The following is a 13,179-nucleotide window of genomic DNA, read 5'->3' on the forward strand; positions in this document are numbered from 1 at the left end:
GCCGCCGGGGCGGTGCTCAGCCGGTCATGGCGGCCAGCACCGTACGGAAGTCCTCACCGGGCCGGGCGCGCAGCGCACCGGCCAGCCGGCCGGCCGCGTAGTACCAGCGGTGGTCGAGGTCGGGGTGGACGTGGTCCGCGTACCGCACCTCGCTCGTGCTGCCCAGCAGGGTCCGCAGCTCGGCGGTGAGTTCCGGCCAGCCGGTGTGCCCGCTCACCGCGTTGGCCACGCCGTGCACCGGAGCGTCCAGGCAGGCGGTCACCGCGCGGGCCAGCGCCGCCGCGTGCACCCAGGCCGCCCCGTACCACGGGTGGCCGTGCGTGCCCGGTGCGGGCAGCGTGACCGGGGTGTTCGCGCGCAGCCCCTGGTAGAGCAGCCCGAGCGCACCCCAGCGGAGCTGGTCGCGCAGCCGGTCGTGCGCGCCCCACACCAGCGGGGACCGCACCGCGCTGGCCCCGCCGCGCCCCCCGGTGCCCGCGGCCCCCAGCAGGAGGGCCTCGCAGTCGAGCTTCCCCCGCCCGTACGGGCTGAGCGGCGGACCGGGCGGGGCCTCCTCGGCCACCTCGGCGCCGTCGGGGCGGCCGTACGCGTCGACACTGCTCACGAACACGAACGGCCCCCCGCTCCAGGCCTCGGTCATCGCCCGCATCGCCGCGACGTCCACCTCGGGCCGGGTGAAGGTGCAGGCCGCGTGGATCACCGCGTCCGCCCCGGCGACCGCCCGGCGCAGGCCGTCCAGGTCCGTGAGGTCGCCCTCGACCACCTCCACGCCGTCACCGGCCACGAGGTGCGCGGACTCGGGACGGGCCAGCGCGAGCACGGGCCGCCCCTGCGCGGCCAGCTCCCGCAGGACGAAGGAGCCGACGCCGCCCGTGCCCCCGGTCACCAGGACGGTGCCCGCCCGCACCGCGCGGCGGCCGGCCGGCCGTACGGCCACGGCGGCCGCACGGGCGGCGGCGCGGGTCTCCAGCAGTGCCGTCAGCGCGCGCGGAGTACGGGCCTCCATGACGTCGAGCCCGGTCAGGGGCAGCGCGAGCCCGGTCCGCAGCCGCTCGGCGAGCCGCACGGCGGCCAGCGAGTGCCCGCCCAGGGCGAAGAAGTCGTCGTCCGCCGCCGGACGGCGGCGCAGGACGTGCGCGAACGCCTCTGTCACGGCGTCGGCACGCGGCCCGCCCGGTGCGGGCAGCGCCCCGGGACCGCCCGGCAGCGCGCCGGGGTCGAGCGATCCGTCGGCCCGGCGCGGCAGCGAGTCCAGCAGCGTCACCGCGACCGGCATGTCCCGCTCGGGCAGCGACGACCGCAGTGCGGCACGGAGTTGGGTGGGGGAGGGGCCCATCCGCTCCCGCAGTACGGCGTACGCCCACAGCGTTCCGTCCGGCGCCCGGTGGGCCGCGGCGTCCGCGACCCCGGGCCGCGCGCGCAGTGCCGATTCCACCGGATGCCGGTCCGGTGCGGGGGAGGCCGCGCCGGGCAGGTCGGAGAGCCGCAGCGAGGGATCGGCGGCGACCGCGGCCAGCAGCGCCGCGAAGGACCGGCCCAGCTCCTGACCCGTCGTGTCGTCGAGCGCGCCCCGCGCGTACTGGAGCAGGCCCGCCGGCTGTGCCGTGTCCACCAGCCCGAAGGACAGGTCGAACTTGGCCTGCGGAAGGGCGACGTCGACGGCCTCGGTGTGCAGGCCCGGCAGGCGCAGCGCGGTCGGCTCGCCCAGCACGTCGGCCGTCACCCGTACCAGCGCCGCACCGTCACCGCCGCGCGCGGCCGCCCCGAGCCGCTCCATGACCAGGTCGTACGGAACGTGCCGGTGCTGCTGTGCCTCCAGCACCGCGTCCCGTACGCGCTCCACCAGCGTCCCGAACGCCGGGTCGCCGCCGAGGTCCACCCGGATGGGCAGTGTGTTGACGCACAGGCCCACCAGGGCGGCCGCCTCCCGGCCCTCCCGCAGTCCGGCGGCACAGCCGATCACCAGATCGCTCTCCCCGGTCAGCCGGTGCAACGCGGCGAAGGCGGCGGCGAGCTGGACCGTGAACAGGGTCGCCCGGCGATCCCTGCCCACCCCGCGCAGCCCGTCCAGGACCGTGTCGCCCAGCGGGGTGAGGCAGGTGGCCGACGGACGCTCCGCCAGGTCGGCGGGCGGGGCGGCGGGGCGGGGGAGCGCGGGCGGTGCGGCCGCGTCGAGACGGCGGGACCAGTGGTCCAGGCTCGCACCGAACCCGGCGGCCGCGGCGTGCTCGTGCCGGGCGTGGTCCGCGTACTGGGGCGGCGCGGGGAGCGCGGGCACGGCCTTGCCCGTCGCCCGTGCGTAGAGCGCCGCGAGTTCGTCGGCGACGACCTCCAACGCGTGCCCGTCCATGTTGATGTGATGGAACGTCAGCATGACGGTGTGGTCCTCGGGACCGTGCCGCAGCACCAGGGCGCGCGGTGGCGTTCCGGCGGCGAGGTCGAAGGGGAGCAGGGCCTCGGCGGACAGCACGTCGGCCAGGTCCGACGCCTCCGGGCTCCCCGTGTCGACCACGCGCACCGGCACCGCGTCCGGCGCGGGCAGCGCTTCCTGGTAGGGCTCGTCGCCCTGCTGCCCGTACCGCGTGCGCAGGATCGCGTGCCGGGCCACGAGCGCGGTGAGCGCCTCACCGAACGCGTCGAGGTCGAACGGGCCGGTCAGCCGGGTCGCGAAGGGCACGCTGTAGGCGCCGTCGCTCCGGCCGAGCCGGTCCATCAGCCACATGCGGCGCTGGGCGTGCGAGAGCGGTGCGCGTGCGGGCACGGCCTCGGCCTCCGAGGCGTCGGCCCGCTGCTGCGGTGGAAGCGGGGCGGCGGCGGTGCGGGCGCGGGCCCGGCGCAGCAGTTCCTGCTGGAGGGCGGTGGTGGTGTCAGGGGACATCGGTGTGCTCCGGCGCGTCGTGGTGGGCGGAGGAAGGTGCGGGCGCGGGGTGCGGGTCGCCGTGGGCCGCCAGCAGGGCCCGCTCGACGAGGGCGGCGTGACCGGCCACGGTGGGCGCGGCGAAGAACTCGGCCGGCGTCAGCTCCACGCCGAGGTCCTCACGGAGGTCGTCGATGACGACGAGGGCGAGCAGCGAGTGGCCGCCCAGCGCGAGGAAGTCGTCGTCGGACGAGCCCACCGCACATCCCAGCGACCGCTCCCACACCTCGGCGACGACCGCCTGGAGCGGCGTCAGCGGGTCCGGGGCGCCGGGGGCGCCGGCGGCGGCCGGGTCCGGGGTGGCGGGGGTCGGGGTGTCGGGGCCCGAGGAGCCGGGTGCCAAGGCACCGGGGTCCGAGGAGACGAGGCCGGTGGCAGTGCGGGTGCCCGCGGGCTCGCCCGTGTCCGGTATCGGCCCCGCTCCGTGCGCCGCATCGCGTTCCGGCCCGCGCTCCGTCTCGTGCGCGGCCCCGCGTTCTGCCCCGCGGTCCGCCTCGCGCGTTGCCCCGCCTGCCGTCAAGTGCTCCGACTCCGACGCCGGTGCGGGACCGCGGCCCGCCAGCGCCCCCCGGTCGACCTTGCCGGACGCGGTCAGCGGCAGCCGGTCCACCGCCGTCAGTTCGTCCGGCACCAGGTACTCCGGCAGCCGCTCGGCGAGCGCGCCGCGCAGGGCCGCGGTGTCCGCCGCCCCCGCCCGCAGCACCACGAAGCCCGCGAGACGTACGTCGTCCCGCGCCGCCCGGCGCACGGTCACCGCCGCGTCCTCCACTCCGGGAAGCTCCCGCAGGGCGTGTTCGACCTCGCCCGGTTCGACGCGGTGTCCCCGCACCTTCACCTGGTCGTCCGCCCGCCCGTGGAAGTCCAGCACCCCGTCGGCCCGGACCGAGGCCAGGTCACCGGTGCGGTAGAGACGGCCGAGCCCGGGGAGCTCGACGAACCGCTCGGCGGTCAGCGCGGGCTGCCCCACGTATCCGCCGGCCAGCCGCGTACCGCCGATCCACAGCTCACCGACCACGCCTACGGCCACCGCACCGCCGTCCTCGTCCAGGACGTGCGCGCTCGCCCCGGCGATCGGGCGGCCCACCGGCATCGGCCCCTTGAGGTCCGCGTCCGTGACGCGGTGGGCCGTCGCGAAGGTCGTCGTCTCGGTCGGCCCGTACCCGTTGACCAGCTCCAGCCATGGATACTCCCCCAGCACCGAGCCCGCGTGCTGGACCGACAGCGCCTCGCCGCCCACCACCACCGACCGCAGCAGCGCGAAGATCCGCGAACGGCGGGAAGCGAGCTGGTGGAAGAGCGCGGTGGTGAGGAAGGCCACCGTGACGGAGTGCCGCTCCACGGTCCTGGCCAGGTCCTCGAAGGACGGCCGGTCGGCGGGGCAGACCACCACGGCCGCACCGGCCGCGAGGGCCAGCCACACCTCGAAGGTCGAGGCGTCGAAGGTCGCGGGGGAGTGCAGCAGCACCCGGTCCCGGGGGCCCACCGTGACGTACGAAGGCTCCGTGACCAGCGAGGCGACGGCCCGATGGCGGACGGCCACGCCCTTGGGGCGGCCGGTGGAGCCCGAGGTGAACATGATGAACGCCGTCGCGTCGGGAACTGGTCCCGGCAGCGGGGACGAGACGTCGTCGTGCAGGGTGTCGTACGAGAGCGCGCCGGCCGGCAGCGGCAGCCGTGGTCCGCTCACCCCCGAGGCGTCCAGCAGGTCGCCGTCCCCGACCGTGAGCACGGCCCCGGAGTCGGCGAGGACCGCCCGCGTGCGGGCCTGCGGGTGCGCCGGGTCGAGCGGGACGCACACCGCGCCCGCCCACCACAGGGCGAGCTGGGCCACCACGGTACGGGCCGACCGCCGGGTCAGCAGCGCCACGGGCTCACCGGACCGTACCCCGTGGTGCGCGAGGTGTGCCGCCAAGTTCCTCGACGCACACAGGAGCTGACGGTACGTCAAAAAGCAGTCGCCGTCGATCAGGGCCGGTGCGTCCGGCGTCCGGGCGGCCCGCTCGGCGAACAGGGCGGTCAGATCGGGGGGCGTCCCGGGGGACGCGTACGCCTCAGACATCGCGGGCCTCCGTCGTCCCGGCCGCCGCGCAGCGTGCGTCGAGCACGGCGACGACCGACTTCAGGTCGGGCTGGCGCAGCAGTTCGGGGGCGCGCAGCCGCACCCCGGTCTCCCGCTCGACGGCGGCGAGCAACCGGGCCGCCACCAGGGAGGTGCCGCCGATGTCGGCGAAGTTGTCCGCCAGTGCCACGTCGGCGCGGCCGAGCAGTACCCGTACCGTCCCCAGCACCAGCCGCTCGTTCGCGGACGCGCCGTCCTGGTCGGCGGCGGCCGGGCCGGCGCCCGCCTCCTCCCGCTCCAGCAGCTCCTTCAGGAGGGCCGCCCGGTCGACCTTGCCGTTGGCGTCGAGCGTGAAGGACGCCACGACCTCCACCGCCGACGGCACCGCCTGCTCCGGCAGCCAGGTGCGCGCGGAGGCCAGCAGCGCCCCCGGGTCCGGCGGCGCGGCGGCCCCGGCGACGGGAAGCACGAACGCGACGAGCCTGGCGCGGCCCTCCGCGTCCCTCGGGGCCACCACCACCGCGCTGCGGACCGCCGGGTCCTGCTCCAACGCGGCCTCCACCTCGGCCGGTTCGATCCGTACGCCGCTGATCTTCACCTGGTCGTCCAGACGGCCCAGGAACTCCACGACCCCGTCGGCACGCATCCGCACCCGGTCCCCGGTCCGGTACACCCGCTCGCCGTCACCGGCCCCTCCGGGCGTCGTGACGAACCGGTCCCGTGTCAGCTCGGCGTCCAGGTACCCCAGCGCCAACTGGACGCCCGCGATGCGCAGTTCGCCGTCCTCGCCGCGCGGTACGACCCGGCCCTCCGGGTCCGTCACCAGCACGCCCACCCCCGGCAGCGGAACACCGATCGGCGGCGGCGCGTCCTGGTGCGCGTCGGCGTCGGCGGCCCGCATGGTGTGCACGGTGGTGATCACCGTCGCCTCGGCGGGGCCGTACGCGTTGTGCACCACGGCGGTCACGTCCGGGCCCGGACGGCGGCGCATCCGGTCGCCGCCGACCACGAGCTGGCGCAGCGCCAGGTCCTGCGGCCACGGTGCGTCCAGCAGCGGTTCGGTCATGGGCGTCGCCGTCACCGCGACCGTCACCTCCGCCGCGCGCCACCAGTCCACGAGCGCCGCCGGGTCCCAGCGCACCGCGTCCGGCGCGGGCACCAGCGCCGCCCCGGAGGTCAGCCCGGCCCACAGCTCCAGCACGTGCGGGTCGAAGGCCACGCCGATGAGCAGCGACTGCCGCTCGCCCGGACCGACCCCGGTCTCCCGCCGGTACCACGCGAGCAGCGGGGCCAGCGCGGCCTCCGCCACGGCGACCGCCTTCGGGCGGCCGGTGGAACCCGAGGTCAGGACCGCGTAGAGCGCGCCCTCGGGGGCCGGGTGGGCGCCGGGCGCGGGCGGCAGGAACGCCGCGACCGCACCGGCCGCCGCGTTCACCCCCGACCCGGGCAGCGGCAGCGCGAGGTGCTCCGCCGCCCGGTGCGCAGCCGGCAGCACCTCGGGCGCCCCGATCAGGCAGGAGACGCCGACGTCCTCGCCGACGGCGGCGAGCCTGCGCTCCCCGGGGCGCGGGCCCAGCGGCAGGTACACCGCGCCGGCGCGGGCCAGCGCGACGGCGGTCACCACCAGCGCGGCGGACCTGTCCAGGCAGACGCCGACCAGGTCACCGGGGCGCACCCGGCTGCCCCAGGCCCGGATCAGCGCGTCGGCCGCCGCGTCGATCTCCCGGTACGTCCAGGAGTGCGGGCCGTCGAGCACCGCCGGGGCGTCGGGGGTGCGGCGCACCCACTCCTCGTACCGGCCGAGCACCTCCGTCCCGTCCGGGTCGACGGCCGGTCCGTACAGCACACTTCGCGTCACGTCCTGATGTCCTTTCGGCATGGGGGTCCTCATGAATTCGGCGAAGCGGTGGCGGCGGTCGTGGCGGTCAGCGCGTGGGCCTGATCGGCGAGCACCGGGTGCTGGAAGAGCACCCGCAGCGGCGGGCGGCTGCCGAGACGCGGCTCCAGCCAGGCGGCGAGCTGCGCGGCCAGCAGGGAGTGCCCGCCCACGCGGAAGAAGTGCGAGCCCTCCGCGAACCTGCCGTGCCCGAGCACCTCGCGCCAGCCGTCGGCGAGCAGCTTCAGCGCGGGGGACGCGTCCGGAGCGAGGGCGGGCGCGGAGTCCGGGGCCCCGGCGGGTTCCGCCGCGCGGGGCTGTGCGGCGGCCAGCTCCGCCAGCGCCGCACGGTGCGGCTTGCCGCCGGGCAGCGCCGGCATGGCGGGCAGGCGCACCCAGGCGCCGGGCACGAGCGCGCCGGGCAGCCTGTCGCTCAGCGCGCGGTGCAACTCCTGCTCCTGCCACGCCTCTTCGGGCCCGCCGTCCTCCAGGAAGCCGACGAGCCGGGGGCTGCCGGGGGTCGACGCGTCGAGGACGACGGCGCAGGAGCGGCCGCCGAGCACGGCGGAGGCGGCCGCCTCCACCTCCTCCAACTCGATGCGGTGGCCGCGCAGTTTGACCTGGTTGTCGCGCCGCCCCAGAAAGCGCAGGAGACCGTCCCGGCCGCGGTACCCGAGGTCTCCGGTGAGATAGACCCGGGCCCCGTCCAGGGCCGGAACGTGCACGAACCGTGCGGCGGTGGCCTCCTGGTTGCCGAGGTAGCCCTCCGCCAACCCGGCTCCGGCGACGGCAAGTTCGCCGACCGCGCCGTCGGGCAGCGGCTGGAGTCCCGCGCCCAGCACGTGGACGCGCTCACCGGGCAGCTCGCGGCCGAGCGGGACCTCGGCCAGGCCCGGCAGCGCCGCCGGGTCGATCTCGTACACCGTGGAACTGACCGACGCCTCGGTCACGCCGTACGCGTTGAACACCCGTACGCCGCCGTCGCCCCCGCCGTCGACGCCGCGCAGGAACTCCCGCAGCACGTCGGCCGGCAGGCGCTCACCGCCGAGGACGAGCAGCCGGGGCGACCAGCGGCCCTCCGACAGCGCCGCCCGCAGCTCCTCGCGCGTCGCCAGGAAGTAGCTGGTGGGGAGATTGGCCACCGACACCCGGGCGGCGGCGAGGAGTCCGACCAGCTCCGCGCCGGTCGGCACCTCGACCTCGGGCACCACCAGGCAGGCCCCCGCGTACAGCGACGGCAGCACCTCTTCCAGCGCCACGTCGAAGGACGGCTGCGCGAACAGCAGCACCCGGTCCCCGGCCGCGGGGCCGAACCGTTCGGCGACCCCGGTCACATAGGCGCGCAGCGCGCCGTGGCCGACCGCGACCGGCTTGGGGACGCCGGTCGAGCCCGAGGTGTGGATGACGTACGCGGCCGACGGCACCGCCTCGGCGGGCGTCGCGGGCGGCAGCAGCTCGTCCGCGACCGACCCCGCCGCCAGCCCCCGCGGAATCCGCACCCCGGTGTCCGGCGCGGTGAGCACCACCGCCGGGGCCAGGCGCTCCAGCAGCAGTTCCAGCCGGGCGGGCGGATCGGACGGCGACAGCGGGCAGTACACCGCGCCGCTGCGCAGGCACGCCAGCAGCGTCACCACCGAGTCCACCCCGCGCGGCAGCACCGCCGCCACTGGCTGCCCGGCGGTGACCCCGGCCGCGTCCAGCCGTCGTACGAGAGCGGACACCCGTGCGTCCAGCTCGCCGTACGTGATCCGCCTGGCCCCCACCAGCAGGGCGGGCAGCGCCGGGTCGTGGGCGGGGAGGGGGTCCAGCGGGTCGCGGCCGGGCAGGACCGCGGCCGCCGGCTCGGGGAGCGGGGCGACGGCACAGGGGGCGAGGGCGGCCAGCGCGGTGCCGGGGGAGTCCAGGTAGGCGCGCAGCAGGTCCAGGAAGCGCGCGGCGAGCAGCTTCGCCACATCCTCGCCGTACAGGTCCACGTCGTAGTCCCACACCAGCGTCATGCCCCCGGCGCCGGGCCGCGGGCCCACCCCGCGCCGGTCGTCCGGCAGCAGGACGACATCGAGGTCGAAGCGCGTGGTCCCGGTGTTGAACCCCTCGAACAGGGACACCTCCAGGCCCGGCACCTCCAGGTCGGGCAGGACCGCGTCGTGCGCGCTGAACATCACGTCGAACAGGGGGTTGTCCGCCCCCGACGTGTGCAGCCCCAGCGAGCGGGTCAGCTCCTGGACCGGCACCTCCTGGTACGGCAGCGCCCGCACCAGGGTGTCCGTCACCTCGTCCATCGTGTCCTGGGCCGGGGCGTCGGGGTCCAGCCGCAGCCGCAGCGGGATGGTGTTGACGAACATCCCCACGGCGTCCTCGAAGCCGAGCGGACGGTTGCCGACGGCCGTGCCGACCACCATCTCGGAGCGCCCTGAGTGCCGCCGCAGCAGCTCCGCGAACAGCCCCAGCAGAGTGGCGAACGGGGTCAGCCCGCGCTCCTTGGCGTGCGCCCGCAGCCGTTCGGCGAGGTCGGCGCCGATCGACTGGCGGAGCTGACCGCCGTGGTGCCGCCGGGCGGCCCCGGGCCGCAGCAGCCCCGGCAGCGGCAGGTCGAACGAGGCGCCCGCCAGCTCCCGCGTCCAGAACTCCAGGCCCGCCCGTACGTCGTCCGCGCGGCCGGGGCCCGACTGGGCGAGCACGTGGTCCGCGTAGGAGGACGCCGGGGGCAGCGCGGCCTGCTCGCCGAGGACCCGGGCGCGGTAGGTGCCGAAGACGTCGGCGAGGAGGATGGCGAAGGAGTGCCCGTCGTGGATCAGGTGGTGCTCGACGTGGATGAGGCGGTGGTGGCCGTCGGCCATCCGTACCAGCGTCCAGCGCAGCAGCGGTGCCTCGAAGGTGTCGAGCGGACGCTCGGCCTCCGCCCGCAGCAGCTCCTGGAAGGCGGCCTCGGGGTCGGTGCGGTCGCCGAGGTCGGCCCGGTGCAGCCGGGGCGGGCACTCGGCGGCGACCCGCTGCCCCGGCATGGCGCCGGGCACCGGCACCAGCTCCAGGCGCAGGCCCGGGTGCCGGTTCAGGGTGGCGGCGAGGCCCGCGCGGAGGGCGTCGGCGTCGAGGTCGCCCCACAGGTCGAGGGAGGCGGTGAAGTTGTAGGCGCGGCTGCCGGGCTGCACTTGTTCGTGCAGCCAGACGATCTCCTGCGAGGAGGAGAGGGGGAGCATGGCGATCCCTGGGGTTGTCGGGTCGTGGGACAGGAGGGCGGGAGGGCACGGATGCGGGCCCTGCGCCCGGTGGGCGGCGGCGCGGTGTCACCCGGGCCGCCCGGCGGTCTTCGGCGGTCCCGCGGGTCGCGCGGGGTCCGCCGGAGCGAAGTCGTGAAGTCGTGAGGTCGTGTCGGGGTGCGGGGTGGAGGGGTGGGAGGCGTGCGGTGGGTCAGCCGACCGGCAGCCCCGCCCGCAGTTCCCCGGCCAGCGCGGCGAACGCGTCCTGGGCGAGATCGTCGTCGAGCACGGCGCGGTCCCATACCATCCGCAGCCGCAGCGTCGGCCCCTGCACCACGGAGACGGCGAACGGGGCCCGCACCGGCCGCCCGTCGACGTACGTCTCGCGGCCCGTCACCCCGCCCAGGCGCAGCGCGGGCCGGCGGCGGGCGTCGTCCACGGTCAGCAGGCCGTCCAGCGCCCCCGACCAGCGGGACCCGGCGGTGCGGGCCGCGTGCACGACCTCGTCGAAGGGGGTGTCGGCGCGGTCCAGGTCGTCCCACCACTGGGTGGCGGTCAGCTCGGGGGCGGGGCGCGCCTCGTCCGTACCGGCGGGGAAGACCACCGTGTTGAGGAAGCAGCCCACCACGGGGGAGGCCCCGGCGGGCCGGCCGCCCCAGGGATAGCCGATCGGCGGCACGTGCCCCGCGCCGTACAGCACGCGGGCGGCGGACCGGCAGGCGTCGAGCAGGGTGGCGAACGGGACGCCCGACGGATCGCCTGCGACGTCGAGTTCGGCGGCGCCGGTGGGCAGGGGCCTGCCGGACCGGGGCGCGCGTTCGCCCACCGGGCGCAGCCGCTCCCCCCAGTACGCGAGGGCGTCCGGGGAGCTGGCCCGGTGCTCCGCCTCCAACTGGAGCAGGACCGCCTCCCGGTACTCGGCGAGCCCGGCGGCCTGTTCGTCCGCCGGTACGTCGGACGCGCCGAGCCGGGACAGGTAGGCCTCGCCGAGGTCCGCCACGATGCGGGCCAGGGACTGCCCGTCGCAGGCGGCGTGGTCCAGGACGACCGCGACCACGTCCTCCGCCGGGTGCGCTTCGCCCGCGTCCCTCGCGTCGGCGTCCCGCAGGCCCGTGTCCCGTACGCCCGTGTCCCGCGCGAGGAACAGCCGCAGCGGCGGCCCGTCCGGGTGCCACGCCCCCAGCGCCCGGCGCAGCGCGTCCCGCACCCCCTCGCCGGGGGCCGGACGCACCTCCTCCAGCGGTACGGACGGCGAAGTGGTCCGCAGTACGGGCGTCCCCCGGAACACCCCGGCCCGTGCGCGCAGCACCGGGTGCCGGGCGGCCAGGTGCTCGGCCGCGTCCCGGAGCCGTCCGGCGTCCACGCTGCCGGACGGGAAGGCGAAGAACAGGGGGACGGTGTCGGGCCGCCCGGTGGGGTCCATGGCCCGCACCAGGACGAAGCGGCGCTGGGCGCCGGTGACGGGCAGCAGGTCCGCGCCGTCACCGCCCCCGGCGAGGCGCTGGTAGCGGTCCAGATACGAGCCGGTGATGCTGCGGTGCACGGGATCCTCTCTCGGAACTCGGAAGGTCTTCGGACAGGTTCGAGCGGGGGGTGTGGGGCTGGGGGGGGGGAGAGCCGACTCAGCGGGTGGCCCCCGACGCGGCCGGGGCCTCGTCCACGGGCTCGCTCTCCGCGTCCGGCAGGTCCCGCATGCCCCGCAGCCGCGACAGCAGCAGGGGCAGGGGTACGAGGAGGAAGCCGACCGCGCACACCCACAGCGCGGCGCGCGCCCCGAACGCGTCGGCGACGGTCCCGCCCACCACGGCGCCCAGCGGCAGGGTGCCCCACATCAGGAACCGCAGCGTCGCGTTCATCCGGCCCAACAGCCTCGGCGGGCACAGCATCTGACGGAAGCTCACCTGGGCCACGTTGTAGACCACGGCGCCGAAGAAGACCACGGCGGACGCCACCGCGAACAGAACGGCCTCCGCCCCCTTGCCCGCCAATGGCCACAGCACCGCGAACGGGCCGGTGACCAGGCAGGACAGCCAGATCAGCCGGGCCTGCCCCAGCCGGTGTGCCAGCCTGCCCGCGCACAGCGCGCCGGCGAGCCCGCCGACGGCCGACGCGGACAGCATCAACCCCACCGCACCGGGCCGCAGTTCCAGCACGCGGACCAGGAACACGGTCTGGGTGGCCAGGAGCATCGCGCTGAAGAAGTTGCCGAGGCCGGTCGCGGCGGCGATGACCCGCAGCAGCGGACTGCCGAACACGAACCGCAGCCCCTCGGCGACGTCCTTGCGCACGGAGGACCCCGGCACGGGTGCGGGCTTGTCCTCCGGCGTGCGGATGGCCAGCAGGAACAGCGCGGAGACCGCGTACCCGACGGCATCGGCCACGATCGCCAGGTGCGCGCCGACGGCCTGCACGAGACCGCCGCCCAGCCCGGGACCCGCCACCTGGGCCGAGGACCGCACGGTCTCCAGCGCGCCGTTGCCCGCCACCAGGCGCTCCCTGGGCAGGAGTTGCGGCAGATAGCTCTGGTGCGCCACGTCGAAGAAGACCGTGGCGGCACCGGTGACCAGCGCCACCAGGTACAGCTGCGCCATCGTCAGCACACCGGCGAGCGCGGCGAGCGGAACGCTCGCCATGGCCGCGCACCGCACCACGTCGGCCCGGATCATCAGCGCGCGCTTGCGCATCCGGTCCACCCAGGCGCCGGCGGGCAGTCCGATGAGCAGGAACGCGGCCGTCTCGGCCGCCGTGAGCAGGCCCACCTGGAAGGCGGGCGCACGGAGCTCGAGCACCGCCACCAACGGAAGGGCGACCAAAGTGACTTGGGCGCCGACCTGACCGGCCGCGGCCCCGGCGAGCAGGAGGCGGAAGTCGCGCAGCCGCAGGAGGCCGCGGGAAGCGGCGGGAGATGAGGTGGGCATGCACGAGACCTTCACGAAAGGAAGATCCAGAGTCAAAAGAGAACGGAGAAATTCGGTCGTTCTTCCTGCCGATCGGCCCAAGTTCCGCAAATTTTTTGGCAGATATGGGCTACGTGGAGATGAACGGTGAGGATGTGCCGCACGGGAGGGAGGGCTTGCGGCGGGGCCGTGCACGCCTCCGGAGGGACCGGAACGGGTCGATCACGCATCGT

The 13,179-nt window shown here is 76.3% G+C and carries 6 protein-coding genes; all 6 read right to left on the bottom strand.

Annotated features, from left to right (window positions below):
• Positions 1-16: 16 nt before the first annotated feature.
• Complete coding sequence (locus ACIP93_RS18255) at positions 17-2,878, bottom strand: condensation domain-containing protein (RefSeq protein ID WP_401760086.1); 2,862 nt, start codon at positions 2,876-2,878, stop codon at positions 17-19.
• The gene (locus ACIP93_RS18260) at positions 2,868-4,976 is read right to left on the bottom strand and encodes an amino acid adenylation domain-containing protein (protein ID WP_401760089.1); all 2,109 of its coding nucleotides are present in this window, start codon (positions 4,974-4,976) and stop codon (positions 2,868-2,870) included. The genes ACIP93_RS18255 and ACIP93_RS18260 overlap by 11 nt, the downstream gene beginning before the upstream one ends.
• Positions 4,969-6,834: a non-ribosomal peptide synthetase gene (locus ACIP93_RS18265; protein WP_401760091.1), complete on the bottom strand. Its 1,866-nt coding sequence runs from the start codon at positions 6,832-6,834 to the stop codon at positions 4,969-4,971. Before ACIP93_RS18265 ends, ACIP93_RS18260 begins: the two co-directional genes overlap by 8 nt.
• Before the next feature lie 29 nt (positions 6,835-6,863).
• On the bottom strand, positions 6,864-10,049 hold the full coding sequence (locus ACIP93_RS18270) for an amino acid adenylation domain-containing protein (protein ID WP_401760094.1): 3,186 nt from the start codon (positions 10,047-10,049) through the stop codon (positions 6,864-6,866).
• Between the two features lie 211 nt (positions 10,050-10,260).
• The gene (locus tag ACIP93_RS18275; RefSeq protein ID WP_401760097.1) at positions 10,261-11,592 is read right to left on the bottom strand and encodes a non-ribosomal peptide synthetase; all 1,332 of its coding nucleotides are present in this window, start codon (positions 11,590-11,592) and stop codon (positions 10,261-10,263) included.
• 79 nt (positions 11,593-11,671) lie between these two features.
• A complete protein-coding gene (locus ACIP93_RS18280) occupies positions 11,672-12,967 on the bottom strand; it encodes an MFS transporter (RefSeq protein WP_401760100.1) in 1,296 nt (431 codons plus the stop codon).
• Positions 12,968-13,179 lie beyond the last annotated feature (212 nt).

It is taken from the genome of Streptomyces sp. NPDC088745 (genome assembly GCF_044751045.1).
GTDB classification, from domain to species: domain Bacteria; phylum Actinomycetota; class Actinomycetes; order Streptomycetales; family Streptomycetaceae; genus Streptomyces; species Streptomyces cremeus.

Coding starts and splice junctions, on each gene's coding strand:
- ACIP93_RS18255 (WP_401760086.1), bottom strand. CDS start 2,878: ATGTCCCCTGACACCACCACCGCCCTCCAGCAGGAACTGCTGCGCCGG.
- ACIP93_RS18280 (WP_401760100.1), bottom strand. CDS start 12,967: ATGCCCACCTCATCTCCCGCCGCTTCCCGCGGCCTCCTGCGGCTGCGC.
- ACIP93_RS18270 (WP_401760094.1), bottom strand. CDS start 10,049: ATGCTCCCCCTCTCCTCCTCGCAGGAGATCGTCTGGCTGCACGAACAA.
- ACIP93_RS18260 (WP_401760089.1), bottom strand. CDS start 4,976: ATGTCTGAGGCGTACGCGTCCCCCGGGACGCCCCCCGATCTGACCGCC.